General features: G+C 54.4%; 20 protein-coding genes. 3 read left to right on the plus strand and 17 right to left on the minus strand.

Features of this window, described 5'->3' with window-relative positions; translation table 11 throughout:
• From L971_RS13525 to aroQ, 12 genes are all read right to left on the minus strand, one after another.
• Nucleotides 1-787: TlyA family RNA methyltransferase (locus L971_RS13525; protein WP_047376327.1), on the minus strand; the 787-nt coding region annotated here is incomplete at its 3' end.
• Between the two features lie 6 nt (nucleotides 788-793).
• On the minus strand, nucleotides 794-2,683 hold the full coding sequence (gene dxs / locus L971_RS13530; RefSeq protein WP_024371522.1) for a 1-deoxy-D-xylulose-5-phosphate synthase: 1,890 nt from the start codon (nucleotides 2,681-2,683) through the stop codon (nucleotides 794-796).
• Nucleotides 2,684-2,805: 122 nt separating this feature from the next.
• A complete protein-coding gene (locus L971_RS13535) occupies nucleotides 2,806-3,684 on the minus strand; it encodes a polyprenyl synthetase family protein (RefSeq protein ID WP_024371521.1) in 879 nt (292 codons plus the stop codon).
• Nucleotides 3,681-3,914: an exodeoxyribonuclease VII small subunit gene (gene xseB / locus L971_RS13540; RefSeq protein WP_034799084.1), complete on the minus strand. Its 234-nt coding sequence runs from the start codon at nucleotides 3,912-3,914 to the stop codon at nucleotides 3,681-3,683. Before xseB ends, L971_RS13535 begins: the two co-directional genes overlap by 4 nt.
• Entirely contained in the window at nucleotides 3,880-5,229 is a 1,350-nt protein-coding gene (gene xseA / locus L971_RS13545; RefSeq protein WP_024371519.1) for an exodeoxyribonuclease VII large subunit, read from the minus strand. The genes xseB and xseA overlap by 35 nt, the downstream gene beginning before the upstream one ends.
• Nucleotides 5,222-6,058 (minus strand): bifunctional 5,10-methylenetetrahydrofolate dehydrogenase/5,10-methenyltetrahydrofolate cyclohydrolase, encoded by an 837-nt coding sequence (locus L971_RS13550; RefSeq protein ID WP_024371518.1) that lies wholly within the window; start codon nucleotides 6,056-6,058, stop codon nucleotides 5,222-5,224. The genes xseA and L971_RS13550 overlap by 8 nt, the downstream gene beginning before the upstream one ends.
• Before the next feature lie 63 nt (nucleotides 6,059-6,121).
• Nucleotides 6,122-6,505 (minus strand): transcription antitermination factor NusB, encoded by a 384-nt coding sequence (gene nusB / locus L971_RS13555; RefSeq protein WP_024371517.1) that lies wholly within the window; start codon nucleotides 6,503-6,505, stop codon nucleotides 6,122-6,124.
• Between the two features lie 113 nt (nucleotides 6,506-6,618).
• Nucleotides 6,619-7,962: an acetyl-CoA carboxylase biotin carboxylase subunit gene (gene accC, locus L971_RS13560; RefSeq protein ID WP_024371516.1), complete on the minus strand. Its 1,344-nt coding sequence runs from the start codon at nucleotides 7,960-7,962 to the stop codon at nucleotides 6,619-6,621.
• Nucleotides 7,963-7,969: 7 nt separating this feature from the next.
• The gene (gene accB / locus L971_RS13565; RefSeq protein WP_024371515.1) at nucleotides 7,970-8,422 is read right to left on the minus strand and encodes an acetyl-CoA carboxylase biotin carboxyl carrier protein; all 453 of its coding nucleotides are present in this window, start codon (nucleotides 8,420-8,422) and stop codon (nucleotides 7,970-7,972) included.
• A gap of 114 nt (nucleotides 8,423-8,536) precedes the next feature.
• On the minus strand, nucleotides 8,537-9,103 hold the full coding sequence (gene efp, locus L971_RS13570) for an elongation factor P (RefSeq protein WP_024371514.1): 567 nt from the start codon (nucleotides 9,101-9,103) through the stop codon (nucleotides 8,537-8,539).
• A gap of 29 nt (nucleotides 9,104-9,132) precedes the next feature.
• The gene (locus L971_RS13575; protein ID WP_047376329.1) at nucleotides 9,133-10,200 is read right to left on the minus strand and encodes a Xaa-Pro peptidase family protein; all 1,068 of its coding nucleotides are present in this window, start codon (nucleotides 10,198-10,200) and stop codon (nucleotides 9,133-9,135) included.
• The gene (gene aroQ, locus L971_RS13580) at nucleotides 10,196-10,633 is read right to left on the minus strand and encodes a type II 3-dehydroquinate dehydratase (RefSeq protein ID WP_047376328.1); all 438 of its coding nucleotides are present in this window, start codon (nucleotides 10,631-10,633) and stop codon (nucleotides 10,196-10,198) included. The genes L971_RS13575 and aroQ overlap by 5 nt, the downstream gene beginning before the upstream one ends.
• A gap of 139 nt (nucleotides 10,634-10,772) precedes the next feature.
• On the opposite strand from aroQ, the gene L971_RS13585 reads away from it, so the two are divergent.
• Together L971_RS13585 and L971_RS13590 are read left to right on the plus strand one after the other, a co-directional pair.
• A complete protein-coding gene (locus tag L971_RS13585; protein WP_029334791.1) occupies nucleotides 10,773-11,714 on the plus strand; it encodes a DUF1385 domain-containing protein in 942 nt (313 codons plus the stop codon).
• A gap of 15 nt (nucleotides 11,715-11,729) precedes the next feature.
• Complete coding sequence (locus L971_RS13590; protein WP_024371510.1) at nucleotides 11,730-12,140, plus strand: SA1362 family protein; 411 nt, start codon at nucleotides 11,730-11,732, stop codon at nucleotides 12,138-12,140.
• Between the two features lie 43 nt (nucleotides 12,141-12,183).
• On the opposite strand, the gene hpt is transcribed toward L971_RS13590, so the two are convergent.
• Both hpt and mntR read right to left on the minus strand, forming a co-directional pair.
• A complete protein-coding gene (gene hpt, locus L971_RS13595) occupies nucleotides 12,184-12,711 on the minus strand; it encodes a hypoxanthine phosphoribosyltransferase (protein WP_024371509.1) in 528 nt (175 codons plus the stop codon).
• Between the two features lie 173 nt (nucleotides 12,712-12,884).
• The gene (gene mntR / locus L971_RS13600) at nucleotides 12,885-13,313 is read right to left on the minus strand and encodes a transcriptional regulator MntR (RefSeq protein ID WP_024371508.1); all 429 of its coding nucleotides are present in this window, start codon (nucleotides 13,311-13,313) and stop codon (nucleotides 12,885-12,887) included.
• 164 nt (nucleotides 13,314-13,477) lie between these two features.
• Between mntR and L971_RS13605 the strand changes: the two genes are divergently transcribed.
• Complete coding sequence (locus tag L971_RS13605) at nucleotides 13,478-13,858, plus strand: rhodanese-like domain-containing protein (RefSeq protein ID WP_029334789.1); 381 nt, start codon at nucleotides 13,478-13,480, stop codon at nucleotides 13,856-13,858.
• Nucleotides 13,859-14,034: 176 nt separating this feature from the next.
• On the opposite strand, the gene gcvPB is transcribed toward L971_RS13605, so the two are convergent.
• Genes gcvPB through gcvT form a run of 3 tightly spaced genes read right to left on the minus strand, consistent with a single transcriptional unit; the run spans nucleotide 14,035 to nucleotide 17,946 of the window.
• Nucleotides 14,035-15,510, minus strand: coding sequence for an aminomethyl-transferring glycine dehydrogenase subunit GcvPB (gene gcvPB, locus L971_RS13610; RefSeq protein ID WP_029334788.1), 1,476 nt, complete (start codon nucleotides 15,508-15,510; stop codon nucleotides 14,035-14,037).
• Nucleotides 15,510-16,847, minus strand: a complete 1,338-nt coding sequence (gene gcvPA / locus L971_RS13615; RefSeq protein ID WP_047376330.1) for an aminomethyl-transferring glycine dehydrogenase subunit GcvPA — start codon at nucleotides 16,845-16,847, stop codon at nucleotides 15,510-15,512. The genes gcvPB and gcvPA overlap by 1 nt, the downstream gene beginning before the upstream one ends.
• Before the next feature lie 25 nt (nucleotides 16,848-16,872).
• Nucleotides 16,873-17,946: a glycine cleavage system aminomethyltransferase GcvT gene (gcvT, locus tag L971_RS13620; protein WP_024371504.1), complete on the minus strand. Its 1,074-nt coding sequence runs from the start codon at nucleotides 17,944-17,946 to the stop codon at nucleotides 16,873-16,875.
• Nucleotides 17,947-18,115: the final 169 nt, after the last annotated feature.

Consider the following 18,115-nt stretch of genomic DNA (forward strand, 5'->3'; position numbering starts at 1 on the left):
CGATGACCGCGGACACGTCGAGCGCCGGGTCGACCCCACCGACACCGGTGAAACGGGCGAACAACAGAAATTCGATGTTTCCGTCGCCGCCGGTGATTGGCGAGAAATCGAGCCCTTCGACGTGAAACCCTTCGGAGGCAAAATAACGGACCATGTCAGCGGCGACCCGTTCGTGGACGGCCCGGTCGCGGACGATGCCTTTTTTACCGACGTCGGCTTTACCGGCCTCGAACTGTGGCTTGACGAGGGCCATGACGACGCCATCAGGTTTCAAGATATGCTTGAGCGGCGGAATCATCAACCGCAGCGAGATGAACGAGACGTCAATCGTCGCGAAATCGGGCGCGACCTCGAATTGGTCAGGCGTCGCATGACGGAAATTCATCCGTTCCATGACGACGACGCGTTCGTCGCTACGGAGTTTCCAAGCGAGTTGATTATAGCCGACATCGACCGCATACATCTGGCGCGCGCCATTTTGAAGGGCACAGTCGGTGAAGCCGCCGGTCGAGGATCCGATGTCAATCCCGACTTTCTCGTTCACATCGAGCGGGAACACGGCGAGCGCTTTTTCAAGCTTGAGCCCGCCCCGACCGACGTAAGGGATGACTTGACCTTTCACTTCGAGCGGGATGTCATCGAACACTTTATCGCCCGCCTTATCGAGCCGTTCCGTCCCACTAAAGACGAGACCGGCCATGACGGCCCGTTTCGCTTTTTCTCTCGTTTCCGCTAATCCGCGGTCGACGAGCAATACGTCTAATCTAGTTTTCTTTCGTTTTTCCATAGTTCCTCACACATTCTGTCGATTTGTCACTTGGACGAATTGTTGTACCGATTCGGCGATTTGTGACGGTCTGAGCCCAATCTCTTCAAGCAGTTGGTTGACGCCGCCGTGCTCGATGTAACGATCCGGGATGCCGAGTCGCAGTACACGCGGGAACTGTCTCGCATCGCTGGCGTGTTCGAGGACGCTGCTGCCGAATCCACCGGCGAGCACCGCCTCTTCGAGTGTCACGAGCGGGATGCCTTCTTCGTAGAGCGAAGTGAGCATGATGTCGTCGAGCGGTTTGATCGTCCGACAGTTGATGACACGGACACTCAATTGTCCTTCTAACAGCGACCGAACTTCAAGCGCGTCTTGCACTTGAGGACCGAACGTCAAAATGGCGACGTCCGTCCCTTCTGCCTCGACTTCCCATACGTCTAAAGGGAGTTCTTGAAGCGTGTCGCTCATCGGGACACCGATTCCTTCTCCTCTTGGGAAGCGGATCGCGATCGGGCCTTCGTCGTAACGGAGCGCCGAATAGACGAGACCTTGCAGTTCGGCTTCATCTTTCGCCATCAAGATCCGGATGTTCGGCACGTGGCGCATGAAGGCGATATCGAACACGCCTTGGTGCGTCTCTCCGTCCGCACCGACGAGTCCGGACCGGTCAATCGTGAAGACGACGTTCAAGTTTTGACGGCAAATGTCGTGGACGAGTTGGTCGTAGGCGCGTTGGAAGAACGTCGAATAAATCGATACGACCGGCTTCAGCCCTTGCGTCGCCTGACCGCCTGCGAGTGTCACCGCGTGCTGTTCGGCGATGCCGACGTCAAACATGCGTTCTGGGAACTTGGCGTTGAAGCAGTCGAGTTTCGAGCCGACACTCATCGCTGGCGTGATAAGTGTCACACGCTCGTCCGACTCGGCCACTTTCGTGATCGTCTCGGCGACGACTTTCGAATAGCTCGGACCTTTCACTTTGCCTTTGATGACTTCCCCTGATTCGATCTTGTAAGGCCCTAGACCGTGCCACGTACCGACACCATCAAGTTCGGCCGGACGGTATCCTTTGCCTTTTTTCGTGATGACGTGGACGAGTACCGGTCCGTCGATTTTCTTCGCATACTCGAGCGTCTCGAGAAGGTCTTTCAAATCGTGGCCGTCCGTCGGTCCGAAGTACGTGAAACCGAGTTCTTCAAAAAACGTTCCTGGGATGAGCGCCGATTTGAGCATGTCTTTGACGCGCTCCCCGCTTCGTTCGAGCGGTCCTCCGACGATCGGGATGTGCTTGATGAGCGACTCGATTTCCTCGCGGGCATGTTTCAGCTTGCGGGACGCGCGCATCCGGCCGAGCATATTGTGCATCGCGCCGACGTTCGGGGCGATCGACATCTCGTTGTCGTTCAAGATAACGATCACGTTTTGCTTTTCGGCACCGATATGGTTGAGCGCCTCAAGCGCCATTCCGCCGGTAAGGGCCCCGTCCCCGATGATGGCGATTGCACGGTCTTCTGACCCTTTCAGTTCGTTGGCGATGGCGATTCCCATCGCCGCCGAGAGCGATGTCGAGCTGTGCCCTGTCTCCCAGACGTCATGGTCGCTCTCACAACGCTTCGGAAAGCCGCATAAACCGTTGTATTGACGGAGCGTGTCGAACTGCTTCGTCCGCCCTGTCAAAATTTTGTGGACGTACGCTTGGTGCCCTACGTCCCATACGAGCTGGTCGTTCGGACTGTCGAATACACGGTGCAGGGCGAGCGTCAACTCGACGACACCGAGGTTCGGCGCCAAATGCCCTCCCGTTTCTGCCAATTTTTCAATCAAGAACCGGCGGATGTCGGCGCTGAGCGCCTCCATCTCCGTTACCGACATTCGTTTCAGGAATGACGGGTCTTGAATGGATGTCAAGTCCATGATGACCATCCTTTCTCCTATCTTATTACTGATTCGTACCTTACATTTTACAAGAATGTGTCCAAGGATGCCATACATTCACAAAAACAAAGGTGACACGATGTGTTATCGTGTCACCACTGTCAGTGATTGCGTCCGACGACGAAGGCAAGGAGCGCCCGTAATAACGGTGCCTCGACTGACAAAGAGGCAAGTTCAGCTTCCGCCATCGTCACTTCACGTTCTAGCGCCGCTTTGGCCCCGTCCAAACCGAGAAGCTTCGGATATGTCGTCTTGTCATTTTGTTCGTCTGAGCCGACCCGCTTGCCGATGAGCGCCTCATCCCCTTCGACGTCTAAAATATCGTCTTGAATTTGGAACGCGATACCGAGGTGACGTCCGAACGCTTGGAGCGCTTCCCGGTCCGACCGGGACGTATCGGCGAGGATGGCACCTGCCTCGAGTGCATAGACGAGAAGGGCACCCGTCTTTCGCTCGTGAATCGATTGGAGTGTCTCGAGCAGGACCCCGCTCTGTTTTTCGGCGAGCATGTCGTCAAGCTGACCGCCTACCATGCCACGGCTCCCGGCCGCCCGACTGAACGAGGCGATCAAAGCGACGACCTTGTCCGGAGAAGCGTTGGTCCGAGCGAGGATTGCGAACGCATCGGTCAATAAGGCGTCACCAGCGAGAATCGCCGTCGCCTCATCAAACTGGCGATGGTTCGTCGGACGTCCGCGCCGGACGTCGTCGTCATCCATCGCCGGCAAATCGTCATGAATGAGTGAATATGTATGGACCATCTCGAGTGATGCCGCCACTTCGTGACCGAGCGCGAGCGGTCGGCCGTACGTCTCGAGCACGGCGTAGACGAGCGCCGGGCGAATCCGTTTTCCACCCGCCTCGAGTGAATATGTCATCGCGTCATGGAGACGCTCAGGCATCGCTGAACGCTCGTTGAACGCAGCGAGCGCTCGTTCGACTTCTTGCTTCCAATGCGTGAGGGAGGCTTGTCGTGTCATGACGCGCCTCCTTTATCTCGAAGCGTCCCATCAAGTTCAAGAATCTCATCCATTTTTTTCTCGGCCGCAGCGAGCTTCGCTTGGCATAGAGCCGACAATCGGACCCCTTCCTCATAGAGCGTCATCGCCTCTTCGAGCGCGACATCTCCCGCCTCGAGTTGGGCGACGATCTCTTCGAGACGGGCGAGTGCCGCCTCAAACGTCTGTTGTTCTTGTTTCTTCGCCATCATGTCTCTCCTTCACTTCCGCGACGGCGTGACCATCTCGAAACCGGATCGTCACCAAGCCGTCATGTAGTTGTTTGACATCTTTCACATACGTGCCGTCTTGCTCGATGAACGTATACCCTCTTGCGAGGACGGCGAGCGGACTGACAGCTTGCAGTCGACCCGCGATGCGGGCGAACTGGTCGGTCGGTCTCTCAAGCGGCTTGATGCGGTCGAACCGGCCTTCATACTGTCGGAATCGGTCCTCATGCGTTCGGAACACTCGCAGCAAGTTCTTGACGTCAAGACGATTTGTCGAGGAGCCAAGGCGATGCCTGACGCTCGTCACTTGTTTGACGACACCTTGTTCGAGCCGAATCTCGGCTTGGGCGAACCGCTCGCGTTTTTGCATGATCGTGTAGCGAGGCGATTTCAAGCCGTAGCTGTTTTTCATCCGTTCGACCCGTTCCTTTAGCGATGTCATTTGCATCGTCACGACACGCGTGAGCGCCGTGCTCAATCGCTCCACATCTTTTCGTTGCGCCTCGATCGTTGCCGTCGCGAGCTCCGCTGCCGCTGTCGGGGTCGCCGCCCTGACGTCGGCGACAAAGTCTGACAGCGTGAAGTCGGTCTCATGCCCGACGGCTGAGATGACGGGAATCGTCGAATCATATATCGCTTCAACGACCGCGTCCTCATTGAACGCCCATAGCTCTTCAATCGAGCCGCCCCCGCGGCCAACGATCAACACGTCACAGTCCGTCCGCTCATTCATCCACCGGATCGCGTTCGCCACTTGCATGGCCGAGGCGTCTCCCTGAACGGCGACCGGGGCAAACGTGATCGCGACATGCGGGGCACGTCGTCTGAGCGTCGTCGCGATATCATGGAGGGCCGCCCCTTTTGGCGAGGTGACGATCCCGATTCGCTCAGGAAAAGCCGGAAGCGGTCGTTTCCGCTCCTTACTGAACCATCCTTTCGCCTCGAGTTCACGTTTGCGGGCCTCATAGCGTTCATACAAGAGACCGACGCCTTCTTGACGCATCAACTCGACGTACAGCTGTACGTCCCCGGTCGACTCATACATCGTCACCCGGGCGACGACGATGACGCTCATCCCGTCGGTCGGGTCGAACGTCAACGTTCTCGCATCTCGGGCGAACATGATCGCCTTCATGCGTGACGACTCATCCTTGAGCGTGAAATAACAGTGCCCGGAAGCGTAGCGTTTGAAGTTCGAAATTTCGCCGATGACAGCGACTTGTTGCAATACCGGATCGCCGTCGAGTTGACGTTTCACATAACGGACGACTTCAGATACCGGTAGCGGATTAGCCACGCGACGCGACCTCGACCGTATTGTGCATGAGCATCGTGATCGTCATCGGACCGACACCGCCAGGGACCGGCGTGATGGCACCCGCTACGTCTTTAACTTGTTCATAATCCACATCTCCGACGAGACGGTTGTCGACGCGATTGACCCCAACATCGATGACGATGGCGCCCGGTTTGACCATGTCTTTCGTCACGAGACCGGCCCGACCGACGGCGACGATCAAAATATCGGCTTGGCGTGTCATCGCCCCGAGGTCGACCGTCTTCGAGTGGCAATACGTGACGGTCGCAGACTCGTTCAAAAACAGCATCCCGACCGGTTTGCCGACGATTTGGCTCCGGCCGACGACGACGACGTGTTTCCCGACGAGGTCCGTCTGCAGTTTCGCCAAGTGAAGGATGCCGTGCGGTGTGCAAGGCAGTAACGTCTCGAGGCCGAGCATCATTTTCCCGACGTTCTCGGGGTGGAACCCGTCGACGTCTTTCTCAGGAGAGATGCGCATGATCACGCGGTTCTCATCGATATGTTTCGGTAGTGGCAGCTGCACGAGAATCCCGTGCAAGTCGTCGTCTTCATTCATCGAATCGATCAAGGTGAGGATTTCCTGCTCCGAGATCGTCTCGTCGAATCGAAGCACTTGAGAATCGATACCAATTTCAGCTGCCGCCCGTTCTTTGCCACGGACATAACTATGGCTGGCCGGGTCGTCCCCGATTAACACGACTTTCAGTTTCGGGACAATTCCTTTGTTCCGAAGTGCTGCTACCCGCTCTTTCAACGTCTCCCGATACGATGTTGCGATTTGTTTCCCGTCGATCACTACTGCCATCTCTCTCATCCCCCGTTATGTTAGGTTTCTCTGTAGTTGGTGTGGTGTCTTCTCTCTGTTTGTTTACGCTTTAATAATGTTGCCGAGCACGCCATTGACGAGCTTCGCCGCTTCTTCGTCAGCGAATGACTTCGCAAGTTCGACCGCTTCGTTGATCGTGACGCTCTCCGGAATCGTTTCGACGTATAGCAACTCATACGTCGCCATACGGAGGATCGTCCGTTCGACGTTGCCGAGTCGATCGAGGCGCCAGTTCTTCAAGTTCTCGACGAGCAATGCGTCGATCTCTTCTTTATGCTCGAGCGTCTCCGTGACGAGTTGTTCATAGAACGGGTCAGACTCTGTCCCGTCGAGCGCGAACTCGATCGCGTCCTCTACCTCAAGGTTTGATACTTCGATTTGAAAAAGCGTTTGAATCGCTTTTTCGCGTGCTTCATGACGTTTCATTCAGATACTCTCCTTTTGCTTGCTTTCATTGAGATAGTTTAGCACAAAGCACTCATAAATTCAGTACAAAAAACCAGGAAACCCGAAATAATGTTCGGGCTTCCTGGTCGTCGTCATTTGGAGAGCGTCATTTCTTTTTCGACAAATTTCGTGTCGAACGTGCCTGTCCGGAAGCGCTCGTGTGTCATCACTTGTTGATGGAACGGGATCGTCGTATGGATGCCCGATACCGTGAATTCGTCGAGGGCGCGGAGCATTTTCGCGATCGCCTCTTCCCGCGTCGGGGCGTGGACGATCAGCTTCGCGACCATCGAATCATAGAACGGCGGGATGACCGCGCCGGCATAGAGCCCGCTGTCGACGCGCACGCCCATCCCGCCAGGAACGATGTACTGGTCGATTTTTCCCGCCATCGGACGGAAGTCCGCGAACGGGTCTTCGGCATTGATGCGACATTCGATCGAGTGGCCCGAGAAAACGATATCCTCTTGCGAGATGGCGAGCGGGTGACCGAGCGCGACCTCAAGCTGGGCTTGGACAAGGTCGAATCCGGTGATCATCTCGGTGACCGGATGTTCGACTTGGATGCGCGTGTTCATCTCCATGAAATAAAATTCATTCACTTCAGGGACGTAGATGAACTCGATCGTCCCGGCGCCGGAGTATTGGATCGCTTTCGCCGCTTTCACGGCCGCATCCCCCATCGCCCGGCGAGTCGTCTCATCGATCGCCGGTGACGGCGCTTCTTCGACGAGTTTCTGCATCCGACGCTGGATCGTGCAGTCGCGTTCCCCGAGATGGATGACGTTGCCGTATTGGTCAGCGAGCACTTGCACTTCGACGTGTCGGAACGACTCGATATATTTCTCTAAATAGACGTCCCCGTTCCCGAACGCCTGCTTCGCCTCTTTACGCGTGGCACTGAGTCCTTTGATGAGCTCTTCCTCATCGAAAGCGACGCGGATGCCGCGTCCGCCACCACCGGCCGTCGCTTTGATGATGACCGGGTAGCCGATCTCACGGGCGAGCTCGATCGCCTCGCCATCTGTGACGACGCCGCTCGATCCCGGGACGACCGGTACACCTGACTCGATCATCGTCCGCTTCGCCTCATCTTTAATGCCCATTTTTCGAATCGCATAACTGCTCGGTCCGACGAACTGGATGCCGCACGCCTCACTCATCTCGGCGAACTCGGCGTTTTCGGCCAAAAAACCATATCCCGGATGAATCATCGTCGCATCGACCGCGCACGCGACCGACAAGATATTCGGGATGTTCAAATAAGAGTCTTTGGACGGGTTCGGCCCGATGCAGTACGCCTCATCGGCTAGCTTGACATGGAGTGCCTCCCGGTCAGCCTCAGAGAAGACGGCGACGGTCGGGATGTTCAGTTCTTTTGCCGCACGGATGATCCGCACCGCGATTTCCCCGCGGTTTGCTATTAATAGTTTCATGCCGACCTCACTTCACGCTGAAGAGCGCTTGCCCATATTCGACCAAGTCACCATCGGCCACGAGCATCTCGACGATTTCGCCGCCGATTTCCGTTTCGACGTCGTTGAACAGTTTCATCGCCTCTAATATACAGACGACTTGACCGGCCTCGACCCGATCCCCGACTTTGACGAACGCTTCTTTGTCAGGCGCGGGACGTGAGTAAAACGTCCCGACCATCGGTGACGTGATTGTTTTATATGCTGGTGCTGCAACGGGTTCAGCCACTTCTTCCACATCGTTTGTTACGACAGGTGCGGCAACCGGAGTGACCGGGACTGCTTGCGCGGCTTGTGTGACGATTTGCGGGGCCGCTTCTTTTTTCAATGATAACTTGAACTCAGACGTCTCAAGCTCCATCTCGTGGATTGATGTCTGGTCGAGCAATTCCATCAGCTCTTTAATATGATCGATTTGCATGAATATACCCCCTGTTTATACCTGGTACTAAACTCTACTCTACTATAACTGGTCAGACCAGTGAATGCAACGACAAAAAAGAGTGCCCATTCCGAAGAATGGACACTCTTGATATTACCCGTTATAACGGCCCGTGAACTCACCAGTCCGTGTGTCGACCGTGACTTTTTCACCCGGCTCGATGAAGAGCGGCACTTGGATGATGTGGCCGGTTTCGACCGTCGCGTTCTTTTTCACGTTCGAAGCCGTATCGCCTTTAACGCCCGGATCGGCCTCGACGATCGTCAAGACGACCGTCGTCGGAAGTTCGATCCCGAGAATCTCGCCGTTGTAGTCCGCGATGCTCACTTCCATGTTTTCAAGCATGTAAGGGAGTGCCGCTTTTACTTGTTCGCTCGTCAATTCGAGTTGCTCGTACGATTCGTTGTCCATGAACACGTACGTGTCCCCCATCGGATAGAGATATTGCATACGTTTGCGTTCGATGTGGGCCCGTTCGATGCGCTCGCCGCCGCGGAACGTCGTCTCTTGGATGGCGCCTGTGCGCAAGTTACGCATCTTCGTCCGGACGAAAGCGGCCCCTTTACCTGGCTTGACGTGCTGGAACTCGATGACTTGCCAAATTGAACCGTCTGACGTTTTGACCGTTAAGCCTGTTTTCAAATCGTTAACTGATACCATATTGATTTCCTCCTAATTTCAGACGAGGCTTACGCCTCGATCGTGATTAACTCTTTTGGCGATTGCGTGAGACGAACACATCCTTCTTCCGTGATCACGACATCGTCCTCGATGCGGCAACCACCGACGCCAGCGATGTAAATGCCCGGCTCGATCGTGACGACCATCCCCGGTTCCAAAATCGTCTCTGAGCGGAACGACAGGCCCGGTGCCTCATGGACTTCCATACCGAGGCCGTGACCAGTCGAGTGTCCGAAGTATTCACCGAATCCGGCTTCTTTGATGACGTCACGCGTCAACGCGTCCGCCTCGATCCCTGAAATGCCGGCTCTCGTGCCCGCCACACCTGCGAGTTGGGCCCGAAGTACCGTGTCGTAAATGTTGCGTAGCTCATCGGAAATCGTTCCGATCGCGAGCGTGCGCGTAATATCTGAGCAGTACCCTTTGTAGTATGCCCCGAAGTCGAGCGTCACAAGCTCCCCTGCTTCGATCACTTTGTCGCTCGCCACACCGTGCGGGAGCGCCGAACGCCATCCCGAGGCAACGATCATATCGAACGAAGACGAATCCGCCCCTTGACCGCGCATGAACATCTCGAGTTCGTTCGCGACTTCTTTCTCGGTACGACCCGGACGGATGAACGTTTGGATATGTTCGAAAGCCGCATCGGCAATCGCCGCAGCTTCCTTCATTATCTTAAGCTCTGCCTCATCCTTAATCAAGCGTAGCTTTTCAACGATTCCCGACGTCTCGACGAGTTCAGCCGACACTTCTTTTTCATACGTGCGATAAAGACCGACAGTCATGTCATCTTGCTCGATTCCTAGGCGTTTCACCGCTTCACGCGTCACGATGTCACTCACCGATTTGACGAGCGACGTGTCGAGCTCGACGATGTCATAGCCTTTCACTTGGCTTGCAGCTTGCTCCGTGTAGCGGAAATCGGTAATGAAACTCGCTTTCTCGGCCGTGATGAGCACGACGCCACTCGATCCAGTAAAGCCAGATAAATAGCGGATATTCTCCCGTTTCGTCACGAGAAGTCCGTCGATCCCGTTAGCTGCCAATGCACGTTGTAACTTACTGACGCGTTCAATCATGTCGATTCCTCCAGTGTTCGATCAGTGCATGGAGCGCGAGCGTATAACTCGTCAAGCCGAACCCGCTGATGACGCCGAGACAGACGCCGGCAAGCTTCGATTCATGACGGAACGGCTCACGCGCATGCACGTTCGAGATATGTACTTCGACGACAGGGGCGGTGATGGCCGCGATCGCGTCACGAAGCGCGATCGACGTGTGCGTGTAGGCACCGGCATTGAAAATGACGCCTTCGTAATCGAACGCATCGTGCAACGCATCAATCAACTCACCTTCGTGATTGGATTGGATGAACGTGAGCTCAACTTCTTGCGGTGCCGCGAGCAATAAAGCGCTCGCGAGTCCTTTTAACGACACGTCCCCATATACGTCCGGTTCCCGTAATCCGAGCAAATTCAAATTCGGTCCGTTCAACACAAGAATACGCAACCTTCATTCCCCCTTCGTCAAGTCGCTTCTATTGTAACAAATTTATGCGGAGAGCGTGAATCGTGTCGCCTGAGGTTTCGTTTTTATGCCGAATCACGGTATAATTCAACTATACTACTGGTAGAATCGAGGAAAACGTATGACAACTAAACCATCCATCCCTGTCGGCGGGCAGGCGCTCGTCGAAGGTGTGATGTTTCAAGGGCGGACCGAAAGCGCATCGGCGATTCGACGCAAAGACGGGTCGATTGAAACGTTCAACCAACCTCGCATCCTCGTCCCGTGGGTCCAATCCCTTAAGAGAGTCCCGTTCCTGCGCGGAATCGTCGCACTGTACGAATCGTTAAAGAACGGTTCGGCCCATATGACGTTCGCGAGCGACCGGTATGATGTCGACCCGAGTGAAGATGAGGTCGAGAAACCGGAGCAAAAACAAAATATTTTCATGGTGCTCATGATCGCTATCGTCGGCGTCATCTCCTACGTGTTCGGCAAGCTGATCTTCAACGTCACCCCGGCACTTTTGGCCGCCATGTTTCAAAACGTGCCGGCATTATCCGGACACGTGATTCAAAACCTCCTTGAAGGGGGAATAAAATTAGTATTGCTGCTCAGCTATTTGTATTTGATTTCGTTGACACCGTTAATCAAACGGGTGTTCCAATACCATGGCGCCGAGCATAAAGTGATCAACTGTTACGAGTCCGGTCGACCGGTCACGGTCGAGAACGTTCGGACCAGCTCGCGGTTGCACTACCGTTGCGGGTCGAGCTTCATCTTGTTCACCGTATTCGTCGGCATCGGCGTGTACATGATCGTCCCGATCGACCCGTTATGGGTCCGACTCGTCAGCCGCATCGCATTGCTACCGGTTGTGATCGGCATCTCGTTCGAAGTGTTGCAATTCACGAATCGCTTCCGCGACCATCGTTATTTATCTGTCCTCGGCAAACCTGGACTCTCGCTTCAACTTTTGACGACGCGTGAGCCGAACGACGAGCAGATCCGTGTCGCCATCGAAGCGTTCGAGACGTGGGAACGTGCCGAGACTATACAACCGGCCGTCACAAGAGAGGGTTAAAGAGGAGGAAACGCCATGATTAGACAAAGAATCGGTTCGACCGCAGCGATTATCGTGTTCATCTTAGGGTTCATCGGGGTCGGTCACATGCTTGCGACCGAACCGGGTCGGTTGTTCAGACAGTTACTTTTCATCGGTATTTTCGGGTTAATCTTTTATGTGATCTATAAAGTATTCATGGCGCCTAAAATCTCGGCTGAAGATATGCGCTATCGAAAGACGGCCCAAGCTTCGAAAAAGCGGATGCAACGGCCGAACGCTCCCCAAGTGAAGCCGTCGGCGGCAACGAAGAAAAAAGCGAAGGCGAAACCAGGGTCGAACGTGACGAAACTTTCGAAACGTTCTTCATTGAACCGGACGGACGGACCTCGTCTCACCGTCATCGAAGGAAAAAAAGGCAAGAAGAAAAAGAAGGCGAATATGTAACAAAAAGAGGATGACACAGGTGCGTGTCATCCTCTTTTTCCGTTCAATCGGTCTCGACAAATCCGATATATGGCAAGTTTCGATACTGTTCGGCGTAGTCGATCCCGTAACCGATCACGAACTCATCAGGGATCTCAAAACCGACGTAATCGGCGTCAAGCGTCACAAGGCGACGGGCCGGTTTATCGAGCAGCGTACAAATCTTCAACTCCCCCGGCTGATGTAACGTCATGTGCTGACATAAGAATTTGAGCGTTTGACCCGTGTCGATAATGTCTTCGATGATGACGACATACTTTCCTTCGACATCGAGGTCAAGGTCTTTCCGAAGTTGGACGTTCCCGCTCGAGACCGATTTCTTTCCATAAGACGAGGCGGCGACAGTGTCGAGCTGAACACTGCCTGTCATTTGCCGCATGAGATCCGCCGCGAACACCATCGACCCTTTCAATACGGCGACAAGGACGATTGGCGTCCCGGCCGCATCTCGTTCAATTTGTTCAGCGAGTTCTTTCACTCGTTGTTTAATTTGAGCTTCATCAAATAATTTTCCTTTAATGTGTATGTCCATGTTTCCGGCGATTGTACGCCGTCACCCCCTCCATGTTCTATCCAGCTCCCATTCTATCACACATCCAGTTAAAAACCACATATCTTTCACAATACCATCAAAATCGTTCGGTTTTAGAAGTTTTTTCGACAAAAAAAGCGGCACCCTCTACGTCATTAGGTGCCACCCGTTCATTATTCGTCTTGCGTCCGCTTCAATTGTTGAAACTGGTGGAACTGTTCCATCAACTCGGGCTTGTCTTCAAAAAACTCTACGAAACGGGTCATACAGTCGAGCGTGTTTGAGCTCAAATGGTGTTCGATTCCCTCGACATCCTCATACACATCGGCCTCATCCACCCCGATGAGTCGCAGAAACGATTCGAGCATCGCATGCCGCTCGACAAGTCGTTTTCCGATCTTTTGCCCTTTACCCGTCAGCATGAGACCTCGATATTTTTCATACACCAAATACTCTTCACGGTCGAGTTTTTGTACCATTTTCGTGACTGAGGAAGGATGCACCCCTAAATGTTCAGCAATATCGGATACTCGGGCATACCCTTTCTCCGTCATTAATAAATATATACGTTCTAAGTAATCTTCCATACTCGGTGTCGGCATGGGCGTGGCCTCCCCTTCAGTTCCGTTATCCAACCTCCATTTTAGCGTAACCGACAGGAAACCGAAAGTCACAGCAGGAAATCAATGAGTCAGTCGTTGTCTCACGACCTTATATTCTTTATAATGGAGGATGGTAACTTCAAGTAGAGAAAGGAAGAACAGTAATGGGAATTGAAACAATCCTCGTCATCATCCTTTGGGGTGCACTCATCGCATACATCGTCTGGCGTTTTATGCCGGCGCGCGGTTTGAAAAAAATGAAGCAAGAAGAATTCCGCGCCTCACTCCGAAAAGGCCAACTCATCGACGTCCGCGAACCGAACGAGTATAAAGGCGGCCATATCACCGGTGCGCGAAACATCCCGGTCGGCCAAATGAAGCTCCGCATGAAAGAGCTCCGGAAAGATCAACCGATCCTCATGTACTGCCAAGGTAAATCCCGTTCGAACCAAGCAGCCAAACTGCTCATGAAAAACGGATTCACCGACATTTACATGCTCGAGGGCGGATTCAAACAATGGAAAGGGAAAGTCAAAAAAGGCTGACCCGAGAAACAAGCGTTGCCCCAACTTCTGTTGGCGCGACGCTTGTTTTCATTTAGGCTCAAGACGAGTTGGCGATCAACGGCGGCACCAACCTTTCGTTCGATTTTTTGTGACTGTCTGTCACCCGGATGGTAGGCGACACAAAAACCCACTCGTTCACGACGAGTGGGTTTCGTTCAATTGATAGAAGACGGTTGGCGCCGATCGTATTTCAAGACCGGTTTCCGGGCAGCGAGCGTCTCATCGAGTCGCTTGACGACCGTCGTATGAGGCGCCGTCTGCACAATCTCTGGATTCTCTTCTGCTTCTTTCACAATTTGGAGCATCGCATCGCAGAACGCATCGAGCGTCTCTTTTGATTCCGTCTCGGTCGGCTCGACCATGATGCACTCCTCGACGTTGAGCGGGAAGTAGATCGTCGGTGGATGATAGCCGAAATCGAGTAGTCGTTTGGCGATATCGAGCGTCCGCACACCGAGCGCTTTTTGGCGTTTGCCGGACAAGACGAACTCATGTTTACAGTACGTGTCATACGGCACGTCAAACGCGTCTTTCAGACGGGCAAACATATAGTTGGCATTGAGCACCGCTTCACGCGACACGCGCGTCAATCCTTCTGCCCCCATCGTCTTGATGTAGCTGTAAGCACGGACATTGATCCCGAAGTTGCCGTAAAACGGCTTGATGCGGCCGATCGACTGCGGACGGTCATAGTCGAGCGTGTAACCCGCATCCGCTTTTGTCACAATCGGCGTCGGCAAGTATGGAATCAAGTCACGTTTGACACCGACGGGACCTGAACCGGGCCCACCGCCGCCATGCGGTCCTGTGAACGTCTTATGCAAATTCAAGTGGACGACGTCAAAGCCCATGTCCCCCGGGCGCGCGATGCCTAAAATCGCGTTCGAGTTGGCCCCGTCGTAATAAAGCTTGCCGCCCGCTTCATGGACGACTTTGGCGATTTCAAGAATGTCCGCTTCGAACAACCCGAGCGTGTTCGGGTTCGTGAGCATGAGCGCTGCCGTATCCTCCCCGACTTTCGCTTTCAAATCGGCGAGGTCGACGAGTCCCCGCTCATCGGATTTGACGGTCACCGTCTCGAAACCGGCAACAACGGCCGAGGCCGGGTTCGTCCCGTGCGCCGAATCCGGCACGAGCACTTTCGTCCGATTCGTGTCTCCGTTATGATGGTGGAACGCTTTGATCAACATGAGCCCAGTCCATTCCCCGTGGGCCCCGGCTGCCGGTTGGAGCGTCACTTCATCCATTCCGGTGATCTCCGCGAGTTGTTCTTGCAGGTCGACCATCATCTCGAGCGCCCCTTGTACCGACTCGAGCGGTTGAAGCGGATGAATGTGGGCAAATCCAGGTAGACGTGCCATGTCTTCATTCACTTTCGGGTTATACTTCATCGTACAAGACCCGAGCGGATAGAAACCGGAATCGACGCCGTGGTTACGCGTCGACAGTGACGTGTAATGACGGACGACATCAAGTTCAGACACTTCTGGCAGTTCGGCCGCCTCTTGGCGAATCATCGAGGCCGGCAAGAGCGTCTCGATGTCGATTTCGGGCACGGTCGGCGTCGGTAAGTTGTAGCCAGTGCGACCGGCGCGTGACACTTCGAAAATGAGCGTTTGTTCGTGTTGCATCAGTTCATCCCCCCAACGACTTCGATAAAGCGATCGATCTCTTCTTTCGTTCGAAGCTCGGTCGCACAGATGAGCATGTGCGTGCGTCGAGCTGGTTCATACGTCCCGAGCGGCAAGCCGCCGATGATTCCATTGTGTAACAAGTGCCGCGATACTTCGTCCGCATCGACGTTGAAATCGACGACGAACTCGTTGAACATCGGCCCTTCATCGACAATCGTATAGCCGGCCGCCTTGAGCGCTTCCTTCATGTAGTGCGCCGTCTGGATGTTGCGAACGGCCATGTCGCGAATCCCGTATTTCCCGAGTGCGGACATCGTAATCGATGCGGCGAGCGCATTGAGCGCCTGGTTCGAACAAATATTCGACGTCGCCTTGTCGCGACGGATATGTTGTTCACGGGCTTGAAGAGTCAAGACGAAGCCACGCTTTCCGTCTTCGTCGACCGTCTGACCGACGAGACGACCTGGAAGTTTGCGCATGAGCGCTTGCTTCACGGCGAAGTATCCACACGAAGGACCCCCGAAGCTCTGCGGGATCCCGAACGGTTGAGCATCCCCGACCGTGATGTCGGCCCCGAGCGAACCAGGCGATTGTAAAATACCGAGAGCGAGCGGGTTGCTCGAGACGATGAACAAGGCGCCGGCGTCATGGGCCGCTTGCGCGAGCATCTCCAAGTCCTCGATTCGACCGTAGAAGTTCGGATACTGTACGACGAGACAAGATGCGTCGGTCAAGTCGAGGTTCGTCACATCGGTCAACCCAGCGGCGACCGGCGTAACCTCGACGTTCAGTCCAGGGCCACCGGCATACGTCTCGATGACATCTTTCGCCTCTGGGTGGACGGCTCCTGAGACGATGACACGTTTCTTCTTCGTATGGGCGCTCGCAAGATATGTCGCCTCAGCAAGCGCCGTGATGCCGTCATACATCGACGAGTTGGCGACGTCCATCCCCGTCAACTCGCAGATCATCGTCTGGAACTCGAACATCGCCTGCAATTCCCCTTGTGAGATTTCAGGCTGATACGGCGTATACGCCGTATAGAATTCAGAGCGGAGCAACATGTGATTCATGACGCTCGGTGACAAGTGGTCGTACATGCCCGCGCCGAGAAAACTCGGATGCGATTTCGTGTGCACGTTTTTTTCCGCAAGCTTCGACATGTGGCGGACGAGGTCGACTTCCGGTAGTGGTGCCCCGATCGCAGAAAGCGACGCCGTCTCACGGAGCGAGGCCGGGATGTCTTCGAGCAACGCTTCGATCGACTCGACCCCGATCGTTTGCAACATGTCACGCTCGTCTTGCTCCGTCATCGGTAAATAGCGAAATTCCATTCTGTTCATTCTGAATCCCCCTGTATCATTTACGTTTATAAAACGGTGTCGGTACTCGTTCGGCTTCTATTTTTTTGCCCCGAACGTCGACGATAAAGTTAGACTGTTCGATATAACGGCGGTCGACGCGCGCCCAGGCGATCGACTCATTCACTGTCGGCGGCATCGTCCCCGTCGTCACAACCCCGACTTGCTCCCCATCAAACTCGACAATCGCTCCTTGGCGCGCAATGCCACGGCCGAGCAGTTTCAAGCCGATGAGACGATGCGGGATGTCTTCTTTTTGTTGAACGAGCGCTTCTTTCCCGATGAAGTCGGTGTCGAGTTTGACCGCGAAGTTCAAGTTCGCCTCAAACGGAGTGACCGTCTCATCAAGCTCATGACCGTAAAGCGGGAGACACGCCTCAAACCGTAACGTGTCCCGGGCCCCGAGCCCACACGGTGTCACCCCTTCCGCTTCGAGCGCTGACCAAATCTGTGGCATCTGTTCCGCTTTGGCGTAAAGTTCGAACCCGTCTTCGCCTGTATAACCGCTTCTCGAGACGATTGTCGTCACACCAGCCACATCGCCCGTCATAAACCGGAAAAACTTGATCTCATGCAACGGCAAATCAGTGATTCGGGCGAGTACCGCCTCGGCGTTCGGTCCTTGGATCGCGATTTGACCATACGCATCCGACTCATCCGTCACCGCGACGTCGCCCGAAACGTAGTCGTTCACGTGCGCCACGTCTTTTTCAATATTCGAGGCGTTGACGACGAGCCAGAAGGCGTCCTCATCAAGTCGATAGACGAGCAAGTCGTCGACGACCCCCCCATCCGGCAGGCAGAACAAGTTGTATTGCGCTTGACCGATGTGAAGTTTCGATACATCGTTCGTCACGAGACGTTGGACGTTCGACATAGCGTCCGGTCCTTCGACTCGAATTTCCCCCATGTGCGACACGTCGAACATGCCGACATCTTCTCGCACGGCCATATGCTCTTCCTTGATTGAAGAAAACATGATCGGCATATCGAACCCCGCAAACTCCACCATCTTCGCCTTCGGAGCAATCAATTCATACAAAGGCGTACGTTTTAACGTAACTTTCTCCATAATATCCCCCAATCCCGAACATAAGTATAGAATATCGCGAAATATTTCGTTTTCAATATCACTCTATCAATTTTCTTCGCTGTTGCATAGCCTTTAGCGGGCAAAAAGAAAGAGGATGGAAAACGAAAACGTTTTCATCCTCATTATTTCACATTTTAGTCTCGGTGGA

Origin of the sequence: Exiguobacterium sp. ZOR0005 (assembly GCF_000798975.1) — a bacterium.
GTDB lineage: Bacteria > Bacillota > Bacilli > Exiguobacteriales > Exiguobacteriaceae > Exiguobacterium > Exiguobacterium aurantiacum.